At 40.9% G+C, this 18,178-nt stretch carries 13 protein-coding genes; 9 read left to right on the top strand and 4 right to left on the bottom strand.

Annotated elements, in window-relative coordinates; all coding sequences use genetic code 11:
* Window positions 1-2,070: a PorP/SprF family type IX secretion system membrane protein gene (locus AC13CS_RS15375; RefSeq protein ID WP_293166235.1), complete on the bottom strand. Its 2,070-nt coding sequence runs from the start codon at window positions 2,068-2,070 to the stop codon at window positions 1-3.
* A gap of 6 nt (window positions 2,071-2,076) precedes the next feature.
* Entirely contained in the window at window positions 2,077-4,335 is a 2,259-nt protein-coding gene (locus AC13CS_RS15370; protein ID WP_293166237.1) for a T9SS type B sorting domain-containing protein, read from the bottom strand.
* A 264-nt stretch (window positions 4,336-4,599) separates the two neighbouring features.
* Here AC13CS_RS15370 and AC13CS_RS15365 point away from each other — a divergent pair, with 264 nt between their 5' ends.
* The 4 genes from AC13CS_RS15365 to AC13CS_RS15350 all read left to right on the top strand — a co-directional run bounded on the left by AC13CS_RS15365 (window position 4,600) and on the right by AC13CS_RS15350 (window position 7,496).
* The gene (locus AC13CS_RS15365; protein WP_293166239.1) at window positions 4,600-6,285 is read left to right on the top strand and encodes a glutamine--tRNA ligase/YqeY domain fusion protein; all 1,686 of its coding nucleotides are present in this window, start codon (window positions 4,600-4,602) and stop codon (window positions 6,283-6,285) included.
* Window positions 6,286-6,600: 315 nt separating this feature from the next.
* Window positions 6,601-6,930: a YtxH domain-containing protein gene (locus tag AC13CS_RS15360; protein ID WP_293166241.1), complete on the top strand. Its 330-nt coding sequence runs from the start codon at window positions 6,601-6,603 to the stop codon at window positions 6,928-6,930.
* Between the two features lie 3 nt (window positions 6,931-6,933).
* On the top strand, window positions 6,934-7,284 hold the full coding sequence (locus tag AC13CS_RS15355; protein ID WP_293166243.1) for a hypothetical protein: 351 nt from the start codon (window positions 6,934-6,936) through the stop codon (window positions 7,282-7,284).
* Window positions 7,281-7,496: a DUF6327 family protein gene (locus AC13CS_RS15350; RefSeq protein WP_293166245.1), complete on the top strand. Its 216-nt coding sequence runs from the start codon at window positions 7,281-7,283 to the stop codon at window positions 7,494-7,496. The genes AC13CS_RS15355 and AC13CS_RS15350 overlap by 4 nt, the downstream gene beginning before the upstream one ends.
* Window positions 7,497-7,858: 362 nt before the next feature.
* Here AC13CS_RS15350 and AC13CS_RS15345 read toward each other — a convergent pair whose 3' ends face one another.
* Both AC13CS_RS15345 and gltX read right to left on the bottom strand, forming a co-directional pair.
* A complete protein-coding gene (locus AC13CS_RS15345) occupies window positions 7,859-8,797 on the bottom strand; it encodes an SPFH domain-containing protein (protein WP_293166247.1) in 939 nt (312 codons plus the stop codon).
* 93 nt (window positions 8,798-8,890) lie between these two features.
* A complete protein-coding gene (gltX, locus tag AC13CS_RS15340; protein WP_293166249.1) occupies window positions 8,891-10,387 on the bottom strand; it encodes a glutamate--tRNA ligase in 1,497 nt (498 codons plus the stop codon).
* Between the two features lie 165 nt (window positions 10,388-10,552).
* Here gltX and AC13CS_RS15335 point away from each other — a divergent pair, with 165 nt between their 5' ends.
* From AC13CS_RS15335 to AC13CS_RS15315, 5 genes are all read left to right on the top strand, one after another.
* Complete coding sequence (locus tag AC13CS_RS15335) at window positions 10,553-13,972, top strand: hypothetical protein (RefSeq protein ID WP_293166251.1); 3,420 nt, start codon at window positions 10,553-10,555, stop codon at window positions 13,970-13,972.
* Window positions 13,965-14,384, top strand: a complete 420-nt coding sequence (gene ybeY / locus AC13CS_RS15330; RefSeq protein WP_293166253.1) for an rRNA maturation RNase YbeY — start codon at window positions 13,965-13,967, stop codon at window positions 14,382-14,384. The genes AC13CS_RS15335 and ybeY overlap by 8 nt, the downstream gene beginning before the upstream one ends.
* Before the next feature lie 2 nt (window positions 14,385-14,386).
* Window positions 14,387-16,255 carry a tRNA uridine-5-carboxymethylaminomethyl(34) synthesis enzyme MnmG gene (gene mnmG, locus AC13CS_RS15325; RefSeq protein ID WP_293166255.1) on the top strand — a complete coding sequence of 623 codons (1,869 nt, stop codon included), beginning with the start codon at window positions 14,387-14,389 and terminating at the stop codon, window positions 16,253-16,255.
* A gap of 342 nt (window positions 16,256-16,597) precedes the next feature.
* A complete protein-coding gene (locus AC13CS_RS15320; protein WP_293166257.1) occupies window positions 16,598-17,428 on the top strand; it encodes a class I SAM-dependent methyltransferase in 831 nt (276 codons plus the stop codon).
* Window positions 17,429-17,669: 241 nt separating this feature from the next.
* Window positions 17,670-18,176, top strand: coding sequence for an OmpH family outer membrane protein (locus AC13CS_RS15315; protein WP_293166259.1), 507 nt, complete (start codon window positions 17,670-17,672; stop codon window positions 18,174-18,176).
* Window positions 18,177-18,178: the final 2 nt, after the last annotated feature.

The following is an 18,178-nucleotide window of genomic DNA, read 5'->3' as shown; positions in this document are numbered from 1 at the left end:
TTAAATGGTTGTGTTTGACTTGATTCGCATAATCCACATATCGTCGTTATACGAAGCGTTAAGTTTGGTATAGTAAGATGTTAAGGCGTTGTTCCATGTTTCGTGCTTTTTCAAATACACGTACCTGTGCTTGTCCTCTGGGCTTATAAAATAGCTTGCATGTAACCCTCTTGCATTCAGTTCCTTTACAAATTCTTTGGCGCTTGAGGAGCTTTCAAAAACATTGGCGATGATGTAAAAGCCTTCTGGCAGTCCGTCAACGGATTGGGATCTGATCACAACATTGCGTTTTCCTTTGGAACTGTTGGCTACATTTTTGGACAATAGATTGTTTTCGTATTTGGAGCTGCGTTTGTTGACCACTCCCGAATACCCCGCTATTTGAGAGTTACCATTGTTCACGTTCATTACCCAGGCATCACCTTGGTATGTGCCGTTCATTTTGCTGTGGTAAGCTTCCAAAACATCCGTTTTGTTGCCAAAGTCCCCAATGTAAACGTAGTTAAGACCGTTTTTTGGGTTTTGGAAATAGTCAGCATCAATTCCCTGAGCCCTTAGTTTTTCAATAAAAGCATTTACGTTGTTGGGGTCTCTAAAAACATTGGCAATCAAATAATGACCGCTTTCCACATTGGGTACGGCATGGGACTTGAAACCAGGTTTTTTGCTTTTTGAAGGCCTATAGGTATTATCCTTTTTTGCACTTGGGTTTGATGCGTAAGTTGCCCTGGCAATGCCTTTTGTTTTGTTGATCTTGATGACCTTTTTGGTTGAGGTGTTGTTGGATAGTCCGTGGTTGGCCAAAGGTTGTTTTCTTTGGGTCACGATATCGGCGCTGTCCATATTGGCAAAGTATACTTCCTTGGCTTTTTGCTCCAAGGCGGGGTTTTGACCCCGGGTTTCGCGTTGGACCATTTTCATTACGGTTTCAAAACGTCTTTCCAAGTCTTGTTTGCGCGTTGATTCTATGGAATCTTGACGCATCAACAACTCATCCAGTATGGCGTCGTTTTCGGCCAGTTTGTCTTTTAGCCGGGCAATTTCAAGATCCTTATCGGTAATATTAAGACTGTCCTGTGGTACTTCCTCATCATTGGAAACCAATTCTTCCCCCTCTGTTTCGAGCATTACACGATCTTCGGTAAGGTTGGGCGTAAAGGAGTATGCCAAGGAGATTTCGTGGGTAACACCAAAATTTTCAAATTCGTTGGAGAGGCCTTTTTCTACGGTATAACCCAGAGATATGTTTTTAGTTAGATTAAAACCAAGTCCTGCCGATGCCCCATAAAAGTCGTCGTACCCTGCTTGCACCCAGCCTAATTTAGGTAGGTCAAGAATTAAGTTTCCACCTAGTGTGATGTTTTCTTCACCTACTTTGCGCACTCTGGCCAAGGGCATTAAACGGGCACTTTCCATAATACCCCTTCCGTTTTCAAACTGATGGGTATATTGTAGGTGTCCGGAGTATGTTTTCTCGTTAAAATCGGTTACAGATTCACTTGTTTTTAAGTTGTAATCAAATAGGTTTTCTGCAAAACCACCAATGTCAAAACGGCCCAGGGAAAAATTAAAGCCGGGTTGAAAGCTTACCAGGGAACTGCTCTCCAAAGTATTCAAAAACGGGTCTACCTCTACGGAATTTACCCTGTCCTGATTAAATGAGCTTTGATAGTAGCTAACATTGGCACCAAAGGTGAATGTGCTTTTAGGGCTCAATCGCACACCATAGGCATAATTGGCGTGTACACCAAAGTTGTTAAAAAGGCCTTCGCGGTTGGTAAACAAGCTAAGACCGACACCACTTCTATCACTCACCCTACCACTATAGCTCAAGAAGTAAACCTGGTTGTTGTCATCAAAAGATACCGATTGGTTTCTGTGGAAAAGGTTGATGTACGATTTGTCCTCCCTAACCGTGGAAAAAGTTGGGTTCAATAAGAACCTATTAAACTTTAAAAGGTTTTGGGAAGGGACGTTATAAGGCACATAGTTTCCTTCTTCCTGTCCTCTCATTCCAGAGAAGGCAAGTAGCAAGATGGCAAGTATTAGTAGAGGTTTCTTGGTTTGCATTGCTGCTTATTTAATAACAGTGATAGTTCCTTGTTTCAGGCTTTTGCCACCACGTGTAATCTTGTAATAGAAAATCATGCTTTGTTTGTTGAACGATGTGGTGGATTGTGGCCAATTGTTTTCATAGCCAGATTGGCTAAATACCTGTTCTCCCCGCTCATTAAAAATGGTGACAAGAACGTTGGGGTCTCTGGAATATGAGTTGGGCAACACCCATAAATCGTTAATACCATCGCCATTGGTGGTAATAACATTGGGTATGGCGAACATATCCCTGTAGGTCACAGTAATCACTTTGCTTATGGTACACGTTCCGAAGCTGGCAATCAACAGGTACTCCCCTTCTTCGGTAAAGTCATAATAACTGCTCGAAGAAATTAGGTTGTTACCCGCATCATACCATTCATAGGAATCTGCACCGCTTGCGGTAAGAGTTTGGGTCTCTCCCTCAATAATGATGAGGTCTTTGGATTTATCCAAAACCAATAGTGATTCATCAAAGGCACTAATGGTTACTTCGTTGGATATCAATGCACATTCGTTGGAAGTAATAACAAGTTGGTAAACACCTGTTTCCGTAACGGTTAAACTCTGGGAAGATGAATCAATTGTATTACCATCTTTCTTCCATTTAAAAGATTCATTGGTTAGGTCTGAAGTGCTCTCAAGTACTATGGCTTCGCCTCCTTCACACAGCACAGTGCCATTGGCCGTTATTTGGAGTGTTTCGTTGGATGCCAACTTTACCTGTAGGTTGTTGGACAATGCCTCAAAAGCATCAATAGAACCAAACAAAGTGTATTCGCCATTGTCCTCTTGGTTGGATATAGTGATGGTTTTTGATGTTTCACCAGAAATATCGATACCGTTCAACTTCCATTGATAATCAAAAGCGTTTTGTAAATCTGCGGTCACGTTGGTAGTGGTGCCGTTATCACTTACGGCATTAATAGTGGTAAGGCTTAAAGTAGCATCGGTATTTTCGCAAGAGGAATATGTTCCAATATAGTCTACCACAAATTCGAATGCATCGGGCGATACAATTGTAATTTTTGTTGAAGCTACTGGAGCAGGGCTACAAGAACCGCCATTTTCCGTAACCTCTACGTAGTATTCACCTATCTCATTAATCGTCAATTCGTTACTCGTCGCCTCCGCGATGGCAGTACCATTCTTGAACCATTGGAATGTTGCACTTGATGCAGTAGTGCTAACGGACAATGTTTTGGTCTGCGAAGGAAGCAGCACAATGTTTTCTTCATTGTTCAGGGTAATATCAAAAGAACCTGTACCCGAAATAGTTACAGGGTCGGATAGTTCTGTACAGATCCCGTAACCGGATACTTCCACCTCATAAGAACCTTCAAAACCGCTAATTCCTGCATCAACGGTAAATGTGCTAGCATCTACGGTTGGTCCGCTTACAATGCTTCCGTCTTTGTACCAAGTATAGGTAAGCCCTTGTCCACTTATGTTGGACTCCAGTATATGTGTTTCCCCAGGACATATTTCCACATTGCTTTCGCCATTTATGGCCAACCCAGAACTTGTGCCTGTAGAAATTTCAATGGTGTTGGATAAGGTATTGGCTGTGCCTGAGCAATCACCATAATCCAGTTCCACATAATATATGCCCGGTTCAGAAACGGTGATGCCTTCTGATTTTTCCGCAAGCAACGTACCGCTACGGTACCAATTGTAAATGTAGTTCGCGGCATTGGGGATGTTATGTGGCTTTAAGGTTACGGAACCTCCGCCGCATAATTGAATAAGGCCTCCTGAAGGAATGTTTCCACTTCCATTTTGACTGATCAATAACGGTGAATTGTAGTCGATATAGTACATGGAAAATGTTTCAGAAGCCGGGCTTGTTTTTGCGGGAGAGGTACTCCGTACTCTCATTTTAAAGTTATCCCCCCTCATATCAGTAGGAAGGGCAAACTTGAATTCAAAATCGAAAATTGTGTTCTTGTCGCTAACTCGGGCCAGTTCAATGGGTGAAGAAAAGTATCCGTCTGCATCCGATAGCTCTAGCACAAACTCGTTGTTGCTATCCACCATAGGTGGGTCCCAATTAAAACTTACAAAGTATTCATTGAAACCATTGGAAGCGCAAACAGCTGTCCATGCTGTATTTCCCCCAAGGTTGGGGTTGGCTGCTGGCTCGGGTTTGTAGAGTATTTGAGCTTGCGCACCAAAAGCACCAAGCAGCATAAAAGCCAAGGCCAGAACAAGAATGCTATACGTTGAATTACTTTTTTTCATCACCGTTAGTATTTAAGAGGTTATGGGCCATAAGCCCTGTTAGTTTGTGCCCCTTAATTGTAATTCGTTCAAAAAGACGTTGTTCAGGCGTCCCTTTTTCATATAGTATTCAATAACAAATATGTCTCTAATTTCGACGAAAGGAAAGATATTGTTGTAGGCTATACCCAAAGTGTTGTGAAATCGCCTATTTTGTATACACAGATGAACGAATAATAGCTATCAACACGGGATTTTACTACATTTGCGCATCAAATTATTGGTATGGCAGAAGAAGCTCGATCGCTCAATTTTATAGAACACATTGTTGAGGAGGACCTTACAAAGGGTTACACACAGAAAGACTTGAGGTTTCGTTTTCCTCCCGAACCCAATGGATATTTACACATTGGGCATGCAAGTTCCATTTGCCTCAATTTTGGCTTGGGATTGCGCTATAATGCACCTGTAAACCTACGTTTTGATGATACCAACCCGGCAAAGGAAGAGAAGGAGTATGTGGAGGCCATTAAAGAGGACGTAAGTTGGCTGGGTTTTGAATGGGCCACGGAATGCTATGCCTCCGATTATTTTCAGCAGTTGTACGATTGGGCCGTAAAGTTGATCAAGGATGGCAAGGCCTACGTTGATAGCCAATCTTCGGAGGAAATTGCCAGCCAAAAAGGGACACCGACCGAACCGGGAAAGGAAAGCCCTTATAGAAATCGTTCTGTTGAAGAGAATTTAAAGCTTTTCAAGGGGATGAAAGAAGGGGAGTTCAAGGACGGAGCGCATGTGCTACGCGCCAAAATCAATATGGCCTCTTCCAATATGTTGATGCGTGATCCCGTAATGTACCGAATCCTACATAAGGCGCACCACCGAACAAATACCGATTGGTGTATTTACCCGATGTACGATTGGACACACGGTGAAAGCGATTACATCGAACAGGTTTCGCACTCCTTGTGCACACTGGAGTTTTTACCTCACAGAGAGTTGTACGATTGGTTTTTAGACCAAGTGGTATCTTCTGATAAATTGCGCCCCAAACAACGGGAGTTTGCACGTAGGAACCTGAGCCATACCGTTGTGAGCAAGCGTAAATTGCTGCAATTGGTGGAAAAGGGTGTTGTATCAGGCTGGGATGATCCCAGAATGCCCACAATTTCCGGTTTGCGAAGAAGGGGTTTTACTCCGGAGTCCATTAGAAATTTTGCGGATACGATTGGCATTGCCAAGCGGGACAATGTTGTTGATGTTGCCCTACTTGATTTTCATGTAAGGGAGCATCTCAATAAAATAGCTCCCCGTGTAATGGGGGTGCTCAACCCATTAAAGGTGGTACTCACCAATTATAAGGAGGGAGAGGAGGAATGGTTGGACGCGGAAAACAATCCCGAAGATCTATCAGCAGGTAGTAGAAAAGTACCATTTTCGAGGGAATTGTATATAGAAAAAGAAGATTTTAGGGAAGAAGCGAACCGTAAGTTTTTTAGACTAAAGCTTGGTGGTGAGGTCCGTTTAAAAAATGGATACATCATAAAAGCAGAAAGTTGTACCAAGGACGAAGATGGCAACATTATAGAGGTGCAGTGTACTTACGACCCCAAAAGTAAAAGTGGTTCCGGAACCGAGGAGAGTTTACGAAAAGTTAAAGGAACCCTGCACTGGGTTTCCATACCACACGCCATAACCGCCGAAGTAAGGCTGTACGACCGTTTATTCTCCGACCCAACGCCCGATAGCCATAAGGATAAAGATTTTATGGATTTTGTTAATCCGGATTCTTTAGAGAAAGTAACGGGTTATTTGGAGCCAAGCCTAAAGAACTTAAAAATAGGTGATCGAGTACAATTTCAACGATTGGGATATTTTAATGTGGACAAAGATTCCACTCCAGAGAATTTGGTATTCAACAGAACGGTAACCTTAAGGGATACTTGGGCCAAATTGGAGCAAAAAAGCTAGCATAATTTTTCCTTATTTTAATTAGTCCGTCCATTGAAGATTCTTATTAAGAACAGATGCTTCAGGAGAGGTATGCCTGCATTTTTTTATTATCATGGTTAATTGCTTGGATGAGGCTGTAATCTGCGCAGAAAAGGCCTTATTCTCATTTTTCTTCAAAATTTAGCTAACGCGTCAAGGTTTGCAGCGATTGAATCAATTTCTGTTTAGGATGTAACTTAATTTTAGAATAAATCGATTGGGTCAGGAAGTTTTCACCTTTCAAACGAGACTTGATCATTTTTCACTGATGTTTAATTAAAAAGTTACAATAGTATGTCAAATAACACTGGAAACGTATTAACTGCATTATTAACTGGAGCCGTTGTTGGAGCTGGAATAGGAATTTTGTATGCACCGGACAAAGGAAAAAAGACCAGAAAAAAAATTAAGAAAAGTGCAGTAAAGGCAAAAGATGATATTGCCCAAAGTATAACACATGCGAAAGAGGAATTCAGCAAGACAGCCGATGCCAAAAAGGAAGAGTTTGAGGAAAAGCTAGAGGACACACTTTCCAATATGAGCTATAAAGCCGATGATATTCTCGTAGCGTTGGAGAATAAATTGGAAGACCTAAAAAAGAAGAACGCCCAACTACAGAAGTAATATATGGCATTCGAAGATATTAAAGAACAGATAGATGATGTAGAGGATGGCGTTAGGTCTTACGTAAAGAACAGCCTGGATTTTTATCGACTCCAAAGTTTTCGGTCCATGATGAAGGGCATTACGATGGCGACCAAAGTGCTGTTAATTGGCGGAATAGCTTCTATTGCTCTACTGTTTCTTTCATTGAGTGCTGCATTTTGGCTAGGCAGTATGCTTGGCAATACAGCAGAGGGCTTTTTAATAGTTGGCGGATTTTATGTACTGATAGGTATAATCATATTCCTGTTGAGAAGCAAAATCGAAAAGCCGCTTTTAAAAGAGTTTTCTAAATTTTATTTTGATGAATTATGATTCACACACAATACACATCATTCAAAGAAATTGATCGCGACCTTAAAATCTTACAGTTACAAAGACAGATTGAGGAGGAAAAAGTGAAGCTTGCGGTTCAAAACACCAAAAAAGAACTTTACCCAACCAATATTCTTGGTGGAATGGCACCCTTATTACAAAAAATTGCGATATCCTTTATTGCGAAAAAGCTGCTTAAAAAATTGGATTGACCCATTGTGCTTTTTGATAAAATTCGTCATTTCGAGTGGATTTCACGACGGCATGAGTGAAATTTGTATCGAGAAAAAGAATTTTGTCTAAAAAAGTTCTCGATACGATTTTTCGTTCCTCAAAATCACTCGAACTGACGCCCAGAACCAAGTTTTATGTTCAAAATGCACTACAGGTTAGATTAGTATATGCTCCTCAAACTTTGTATAGAAGAAGGTCTAAAAAGCATAAATTTTGACTTTGTCAGGTTGAGCGCAGTCGAAACCCATTGATTATCAACATAATTTAGGTTCTCGACTGCGCTCGAACAGACAGATAGCGAGCTTTTTAGGCAACCTCTTCTTTTTTATTAAAATAACATTTAAGAGTCAGATGATGAATCTTTTTCGATTTGTTTGCGCTTCATGGCCTCGCCAATTTGATTACTTGCCGTAAAGGAAGCTACCATATTGTTCAGCATATCGCTGCCTGCCTGTGGAGAATTCGGCAACAATATTAAATTGGTGTCCGTTTCTTCCCCGATGGCCTGTAGGGTATCATAATGTTGGGTTACCACAATAAGGGCAGATGCCTCCTGCGAATTGATGCCCACTTTGTTCAAAACCTCCACGGATTCTTCTAGTCCACGGGCAATTTCCCTACGTTGATCGGCAATACCTTGTCCCTGTAATCTTTTGCTTTCTGCCTCGGCTTTCGCTTTTTCAACAATAAGAATGCGTTGGGCATCACCCTCGAACTGGGCCGCTATTTTTTCTCGTTCCGATGCATTGATGCGGTTCATGGCTGCCTTTACCTGGGCATCTGGGTCAATATCGGTGACCAATGTCTTTATGATATCAAAACCATAGTCGAACATAGCATCTTGCAATTCGGATTTAACGGCGTTGGCAATATCATCTTTTTTTACAAAGACATCATCCAGTTTCATTTTTGGAACTTCGGCACGTACTACATCAAAAACATAAGAGGTAATTTGATCGTGTGGATATTCCAATTGGTAAAATGCTTCATAAACTTTATCGCGGAGAACCACGTATTGAACGGAAACTTTCAACTTTACAAAAACATCGTCCAAGGTTTTGGTCTCGACGATCACATCAAGCTGTTGAATCTTTAAACTCAAGCGACCGGCAATACGGTCTATAATCGGAATTTTCAATTGTAGCCCGGAATTCCGTATGCTATGGAATCTTCCAAAGCGTTCCACGGCCACGGCCGTTTGTTGTTTTACAATAAAGAAGAACTTGAACAGAATGACAAGCGCTACAAAAGCAATAGGTATGAAAAGATAGTTGCCCATAGTGTTTATGATTTTATGTTAGAAATGGAAATTACGAAACTTGGCCATAGTATTGGTAGCCATTCGTCAATTAATGTTACAGATCCATCAATTCTATAGCTGGGCGATGGCGGTTTTTATACGGTTTATACACTCCTCTTTGCCAATAAGTTCCATGATATCGAACAAATGAGGGCCTTTCATGTCCCCAACGATGATCAAGCGGAGGGGAGGCATCACTTTTCCAAAGGAAAGTTCACTGTCGGATATCCATCCTTTCACTTTTTCTTCTATTATGGACGATTCAAAATTTTGAACATTATTCAGGACCGATGCGACCTGTTCCATGATTTCCGGAGTACCCTCTTTCCATTGCTTTTTGACGGCTTTCTCGTTGTATGAAGACGGTGCCTCAAAAAAATAGTCTCCCAGTTCCCAAAAATCCTTTACAAAACTTGCGCGCTCCTTAATCAAGGACACTACTTTTTGAACGTAATCCTGTTCCGACGAAATTTGTTTTTTTGCCAGTTCGGCAGCGAACAGTTCGGCTAGTTCTTTATCAGACTTCCTCTGTAACCACTGCTGATTATACCAATTGTTTTTTTCTGGGTCGAACCGAGCGCCCGATTTGTTTACACGTTCCAAGGTAAAAGTCTCGACCAATTCTTCCAAACTAAAAATTTCTTGCTCGGTGCCGGGATTCCAGCCTAACAGGGCCAAGAAGTTGATTACCGCTTCTGGGAAAAAACCTGCCTCGCGGTATCCTTCCGATTGGTTCCACGTGAGCGGAAAAACGGGGAAGCCTCCTTTTTCGCCATCACGTTTGCTCAATTTTCCCTTTCCAACGGGTTTCATGATCAAGGGCAGGTGTGCAAATTTTGGAGCCTCCCAGCCAAAGGCATCGTACAATAGCGTGTGAAGTGCCAAGGACGGCAACCATTCTTCACCACGGATTACATGGGTAATTTGCATTAAATGGTCGTCCACAATATTGGCCAAATGGTAGGTTGGCATACCATCGCTTTTAAACAAAACCTTATCATCTAAAATACTGGTATCAATTTTAATTTCACCTCGGATGATGTCGTTCAAAAACAACGTTTCATTCTCTGGACATTTAAACCGGATTACGTAATCCTCACCGGCCTCCAATTTAGCTTTCACTTCTTCCTCGGATAGCGAAAGTGAGTTTGTCAACTTTAAACGGTTGTGCCAATTGTATATAAATGTTTTTCCTTTCGCCTCATGGTCTTTTCTATGGTGGTCCAAAGTTTCAGCAGTATCAAAAGCATAATAGGCCTTACCTTTTTCAATAAGTTCCAAAGCGTAGGCTTTGTACAGGTCCTTGCGCTCACTTTGTCGGTATGGGCCAAAATCACCTTCTTTGCCCGGACCTTCATCAAAAGGAATTCCACACCAGTTCAAGGCCTTGATAATATATTCCTCTGCGCCTTCAACAAATCGGTTTTGGTCCGTATCTTCAATACGAAGCACAAAATCGCCACCATGTTTTTTGGCAAATAAATAATTGAACAAGGCGGTGCGCAGACCACCAATATGTAATGGCCCAGTTGGGCTGGGCGCAAATCGAACACGTACGTTTTGACTCATAATTGGGTATGATTGTGTCGCAAAGATACATTCCCGCCAATGAATGGGAAAGTGAATTTATTCTGTCTTTTTCTGACCCATGTGGACTTATAGTATAAAGGTTTAACAAATTTTTTCTTTTGATTTACCAAGGATCAGGTAATTTGGTTGTAATTAGTATCGATTTTGAACGCATATCAAGACATTCTCGTTAAGCTGGAAGACTTTATCAAGCGGATTTATACCAAACAATTGATAAAGGGAGTCTTCTTGTTTTTAACTTTAGGAACCCTGTTCTGGATGGCCATTACGTATTTTGAATACGTTTTGTGGCTGAACGAGTCATGGAGGCTTACTTTGTTCCTTCTCTTTGTTGTAGTAGAACTTTACCTATTGTATAGATACATCGCGATGCCTTTGTTATATCTTTTTAGGATTAAACATGGTATTGGTAATAGGGAGGCCTCTTTATTAATTGGAAAACATTTTCCTCATGTGGATGACAAGCTGCTCAATCTGCTTGAATTATCCGAGAACCAACACAAGTCAGATCTTTTAATGGCCAGCATTGAGCAAAGGGCCAAAAATTTAGGTCCGGTTCCTTTTGCCGAAGCGGTCAGTTTTAAGGACAGTTATAAGTACGCGAAGTACATTTTTATTCCTTTGGCCCTGTTCTGTTTTATCTGGATCACGGGTGATATCGTTTCTTTCTTTAACTCGCACCAAAGGGTAATGCATTACGATTTGGCCTATGAAAGACCGGCACCATTTTCTTTCCAGCTGATGAACGATAAATTGGAAGTATTAGACAATCAATTATTGACCATAAAAGTTAAAACAGTTGGGGAAATTCGACCAGACAATGTTCAAATAGTTGTAAATGGCGAACAGTTGCTCATGCAGAACAGCGGGGAGTTTTTTGAGTATACATTTCAAGCACCCGTTCCTGAAACCAATTTTTACCTAACAGCCAATGGATGGGAATCCAGAACTTATTCCATAAAAAGTTATCGCACCCCGGCCTTGGTCGATTTTGCCATGGAATTGGACTACCCCAAATATCTCAACTTGTCTTCCGAACTGATTACGGGCACGGGAAATGCCGAAGTTCCCGAAGGAACCAAAGTCACTTGGAGAATACAGGGGAACCATGTGGATGATATACAAATGATGACAAAGGACACCACTGTTTCCTTTGAAAAATCCAACAACTTATTTTCAAACACAAGGCGATTGTTCAATGATTTGGATTATGAGCTGAGTACATCAAATGAACGAGTACAGGATTTTGAAAAATTGGCTTATCGGTTAAATGTCGTCAAGGATCAAAAGGCAACCGTTCAGGTAAATCAAGTGCTGGATTCTTTGCATCCAAACCAATCCTATTATACGGGGCAGGCTGCCGATGATCATGGTTTAAAGGAAATCCGGTTGGTTTGCTATCCTTCGGATGATATAAATAATGTTCAGCGGCTTTCGCTCGAATCTCCCAATACCAATGTGTATCAGTTTTACTATACGTTTCCTTCGGGATTGTCGCTTCAGCCTGGAAAAAAGTATAAGTTATATTTTGAAGTAGTTGATAATGACGGGGTTAGGGGTGGTAAAGTTACCAAAAGCGCTGTTTTTAATGCATCTCTTTATGATGATAATGAATTGAATAACAGAGAGTTGGAATTTCAGAACTCCACCTTGAACAAAATGGGAGAATCTTTGCAGCATTTAAAACAACAGCAAGAAGAATTCTCGCAGATTAACAAGCTACAAAAGGAGGAAAAGTCGCTAAGCTTTGAAGACAAGAGCCAGATAAAGAACTTTTTGCAGCAGCAGCAAATGCAAGAACAATTGATGCAGAAGTTTAGTCAGGATTTAAATAAAAGCATTGATAAGAATTCCGAAGACACTAAGATGAAGAAGATGCTTCAAGAACGTTTGGAGCGTCAAGAAGCTGAAGCCAGAAAGAATGCTGAATTGCTTGAGGAACTCAACAAGATTGCTGATAAAATTGATAAAGAAGACCTTCAAAAGCGATTGGAAGAATTAGGAAAGAACCAGGGCAAGAACACGAGGAACCTTGAACAGATTTTGGAATTGACGAAGCGTTATTATGTTACTGAAAAAGCTTCCCAGATTTCTAAGGAACTGGAGGAGTTGGCCACTAAACAAGAGATACTGTCCGAATTAAAACTGGGACAGGATTTTAGTGACAAGGAGCAGAGGAAATTGAATGAAGATTTCAACGAGTTGGAAAAAGACATTCGTGAATTGGAAAAAGATAATCAGAAGCTCCAAAAGCCATTAGAACTTGACACTGATAAGAAAAAGACAGATGGGGTAAAGCTGGATCAAAAAGATGCTCTTGAAGAAATCAATAAGCACCAGGGCCTAGAAGAATCTTCCCAAGCCAAGGAAAAGCAAGAAGCAGGCAATAACGCTTCCAAAAAGCAAAAGTCCGCAGCACAGAAGATGCGGGAAATGAGCCAATCCATGCAATCTAGTTCCATGGGTGGTGGTTCCTCCGATGCCGAGGATGCCGAAATGTTACGCCAGATTTTAGATAATTTGGTCACTTTTTCTTTCAAGCAAGAAAATTTGTTTGACAACATACAGCGAGCGGATGTTGATATGTCCCAGTTTTCCAAAACCGTCAAAGACCAACAAAACCTAAAAAGATTGTTCGAGCATGTAGACGATAGCCTCTTTGCACTTTCTTTGCGTAGGGCTGAACTTTCTGAATTTGTGAACGAGCAAATAACCGAAGTATACTACAACATTGATAAATCTTTGGAAAGCATCGCCGAGAATCAAATTTATCAGGGAGCATCGTATCAGCAGTACGTAATAAATGCTACAAATGCCTTGGCCGATTTCTTGGCAAATATTTTGGACAACATGCAGCAGAACATGATGCCGGGTCAAGGTAGTGGAGAAGGGCAAGATTTTCAATTGCCCGACATTATTAAAGGACAACAAGGTATCCAAGAGAAAATGAACGGTTCCGGAAAAGAGGGAAAAGAATCCGAAGGTAAAGGTGAACAGCAAGGTGATAACGTGGGAGGACAGCAAGAAGGTGATAAGGGCAGTCAAAAACAAGGAAAGGAAGGACAAGATGGTGAGCAAGGAGAAGGAGGCAACAAAGGTTCAAAGCAAGGAAATAGCTCCCAATCCAATGGAAATGGTTTAGGAGAAATGAATCTTGACGAAGTATACGAGATCTACAAGGAGCAGCAGTTTTTACGGGAAAGCCTAGAAAAACAATTGGAGGATATGATGCGTGAATCTGACAAGAATCTGGCAAAAAAATTGATGCAACAAATGGAAGACTTTGAGAATGATCTGTTGGAGAACGGAATCACCGAACGCACCCGAAGCAAGGCCAACAATATTCAACACCAATTAATGAAGTTGGAAAACGCATCTATGGAACAAGGGGAAAAGAAGGAGCGCGAAAGCAAAACAAATGTGAATCAATTTACTAATCCTATCACTACCAAACCCGAGTTACTTCAAGAATACCAGAACAACATTGAAATATTAAACAGACAAGCTTTACCTTTGCGGCAAAATTTTGAGAAGAAGGTAAAGGTTTATTTCGATAATGATTGAGTTTCATTTTAAAAGTGAATTCACAATCCCTGACAAATCCGAGTATGCCGATTGGATAAATAGGGTTATAGTTTCCGAAGGTTTTGTTGTTGGTCAAATAGATTATATATTCTGTACCGACGATTACCTTTTAGAACTCAACAAGGAGTATTTAAACCATGATACTTTTACGGATATTATCACATTCGATTATAAGGATGGAAACACGCTTTCGGGAGATATTTTTATATCCACGGACAGGGTGCAAGAGAACGCTGTAAAGTTTGATGTTGAGTTTTTAAATGAGCTTCGCAGGGTAATGAGCCATGGTATTCTTCATCTAGCTGGTTTTGGGGATAAGACCAAAGAGGAGAAATTGATGATGCGTGAAAAGGAAGAAGAAAAAATTAAAATGTTCCACGTGGAACCATAGGTATGTTTGAAAAGGAATATGATGTTATTGTTGTGGGAGGAGGACATGCTGGTGCGGAGGCTACGGCCGCTGCCGCCAACATGGGTTCAAGCACTTTGTTGGTGACAATGAATCTTCAAACTATTGGTCAGATGTCATGTAATCCCGCAATGGGAGGAATAGCTAAAGGACAAATTGTACGAGAAATTGACGCCCTGGGAGGGTATAGTGGAATTGTTACCGATAAATCTGCCATACAGTTTAAGATGCTCAACAAATCCAAAGGACCGGCCATGTGGAGCCCCCGAGCTCAGAACGACCGTATGCGATTTGCAGAGGAGTGGAGGATGGCTTTGGAGAACACTCCAAATGCAGATTTCTATCAAGAAATGGTCAATGGCTTGTTGATTGAAGGGGATAAAGTTGTTGGTGTAAAAACGAGTCTTGGTTTGGAGATTAGAGCCAAATCCGTAGTGCTTACAAACGGTACTTTTTTGAATGGCCTGATCCATATTGGGGAGAAGCAATTGGGTGGAGGTAGGGCAGGGGAAAAAGCCGCAACTGGAATCACGGAACAATTGGTTGATTTAGGTTTTGATAGTGGAAGAATGAAAACCGGAACACCTCCCCGAGTAGATGGAAGGTCCTTGGATTATTCCAAAATGATACCGCAACCCGGGGACGATGTACCTGAAAAATTTTCTTATTTAAACACCCCGATTCTTAAAACACAACGCGATTGCCACATGACCCATACCAGCAAATTGGTTCATGATTTACTGCGTGAAGGGTTCGAAAGGTCTCCAATGTTCAATGGAAGAATTAAAAGTGTTGGACCAAGATATTGTCCTTCTATCGAAGATAAAATCAATCGGTTTGCAGATAAAGATTCACACCAAATTTTTGTGGAGCCCGAAGGGTGGGATACGGTAGAAATGTATGTCAATGGTTTCTCAACTTCATTGCCAGAGGATGTTCAGTACAAAGCGCTCAAATCCGTAAAAGGTTTTGAAAACGTCAAATTTTTTAGACCAGGTTATGCCATTGAATACGATTATTTTCCTCCAACGCAATTAAAGCATACGCTCGAAACCAAGTTGGTAAAGAACTTATATTTTGCTGGTCAGATCAACGGAACCACGGGGTATGAAGAAGCAGCCTCCCAAGGTTTAATGGCGGGCATTAATGCGCACCTTAAAATAAATGGGAAGGAGCCGTTTATTCTTAAAAGGGACGAAGCTTACATTGGAGTTTTGGTGGATGATTTGATTACCAAAGGCACCGAGGAACCCTATCGAATGTTTACTTCACGAGCAGAATATAGAACCTTGTTGCGCCAAGACAATGCCGATTTAAGACTTACGCCCAAGGGGTATGAAATTGGTTTGGCCAAAGAAGAACGCCTCAAAAGAATGGAGGAGAAGATGAGCAAATCCGAAAACTTTGTCAATTTCTTCAAAAAGACAAGCTTCACTACGGAAGAGGTAAACCCGATTTTAGCGTCTTTGGATTCTGCTTTGGTAAAGCAATCGGATAAACTTTTCAAGGTGTTTTCCAGACCAAAGGTAACTATGGACCACATGCTTCAATTGGATACAGTTTCTGAATTTGTAAAAGAAAATGAATTGGATTCCGAGGTATTGGAGCAAGCCGAAATACAAGTCAAATATTCAGGTTATATAGCAAAGGAAAAAACTAATGCAGATAAATTACAGCGATTGGAAAACGTTCGAATCCCAGACAATTTTGATTACTCCAAACTAAAATCCCTGTCCTACGAAGCACGAGAAAAGTTGGAATCAATTCGGCCCGTTACCATATCTCAGGCTTCACGAATTAGCGGCGTATCACCGGCAGATATTAGTGTATTGTTAGTGTATTTGGGCAGGTAATCCAGAACACTGTTCCACGTGGAACAGTGTTCTTTGTTTCAAGGAATTCGTAAAGGGTCTAATTTTTATTTTTCAGATTGGTCGTAAGAGCAAACAACATAAATCTTACCATCCGTTTTCCATAAATAATAAAGAATTTCATTCTTTTCTTTAAAACTAATGATTTCAAGTCCAAAGTGGTTTGTTTTAGGTTCAGGTAAAACTGTCATTCCTGTGAAAACAGGAATCCAAACAAAAGGATTTTGGTTTTAGATGGGTGATTGTAAAGTTCGGTTCAAAGAGATGTAGTTTTATGCTATCTTCGGGATTTGAAAAGCGAATGTTTGGATATAGATAATTACAATGAAGTTGTTTTTAAAAACTAAAGACTTTTCCGTTTCGGGCGAATCATTTGAGTTGCATTGGGACAAGGATCTGGATATGCTGGTGACCCGACCCCAACCCAAAAACCTAGCTCCTTATTACGAAAGTGAGGGCTACATTTCTCACACGGACTCCAAATCTTCGTTTACAGATAGGATGTACCAACTGGTTAAGGGAAAAAACCTCAAAAACAAGGTTCAAATAATTGAAAATCAAATAGATAAGCCGAATTCGCTGCTGGATTTAGGTGCTGGGACAGGCGATTTTTTGATTACAGCCCAAAAATCAGGATTTAAGGCTGTTGGAGTTGAACCAAACGAAAAAGCTAGGCAGTTGGCCAAGGAAAAAGGAATTGAACTTCATCAAAGTTTGGAATATCTGTCGGGCCAAAAATTTCAAGCCATTACGCTGTGGCATGTTTTGGAGCACCTGCCCAATTTGGAAGAACAGATAAAGACATTGGTAGATCTTTTGAAAGATGACGGAGTTTTGGTCGTTGCAGTTCCCAATTTTAAATCATTTGATGCCAAACATTTCAAATCATATTGGGCAGCTTATGATGTGCCAAGACACCTTTGGCATTTTTCAAAAAAATCCATTTCCAAACTTTTTGCTCGTCACAAACTGGAAGTCATCAAAATTAAACCCATGTGGTTTGATGCTTTTTATGTTTCCATGCTTTCTGAAAAATATCGAGGCAATAGATTGTATTTGGTCAGCGCATTTTTTGTTGGGTTGTGGTCCAATCTTGCCGCCATCTTCACCAAAGAGCATTCTTCGTTGATTTACATCCTTAAAAAGGAGGAATAAGCCATTTTAAAGGCCCCTGCTGTCCAAAACACGGGCTGTATGTGGAATTGTATTCAACAAAAAAGAAGCGCTTAAATCGACCTGTTTCTAAAAGCCATCAAAATAAGGGTTAACAATTAAGCGCACTGGGTTCCATAAAAATTTCTTATATAATGTTTTGAGCCAAACAAACGATTAAAAAAACTTAATGACCAGCATTCCAAAAGCTTTTCTATTTTTGCGCATCTATAAAAAGTAAATGATGAAAAAATTAGTAGTGCTTGCTATTGCCATCACCGCCATGGCATGTCAGCAAAACAAAATTGCCTATGTGGACAGTATAAGGATCATGGACGATTATCAAGAAAAAATTGATGTCGATGCCAGATTCCAAACAAAAGCCGAGGCATTGACCAAAAAAAGGGACAGTATTTCCCAAACGTTCCAAATGGAGTTACAAGAATTTCAGAGCAAGGCGCAGAGCATGTCCCAGAAAAATGCGCAAGAAGAATATTCCCAATTGCAGCAAAGAGGTCAGCAAATAGGTCAGCAGTTGCAGCAAGAAGAGCAACAGTTGCAACAAAAAAGCCAGGCCGAAATGGACAGCTTGGTGAAAAAGGTAAAAAAAGAGATCAGGGCATACGGCAAGGCCAACGGATACACCTACATTTTGGGAGGTGGCGACGGAGGCTCGGTAATTTACGGCGATGAAGCCAAAGATGTAACGGATGCCATTCTTACCATTTTGAACGATAAGTACGAGAACTAAAC

The sequence above is a fragment of the Flagellimonas sp. B-3 genome, assembly GCF_056857835.1.
The sequence above is the reverse complement of the archived record's forward strand: the minus strand, read 5'-3'. Positions and strand labels throughout refer to the sequence as shown.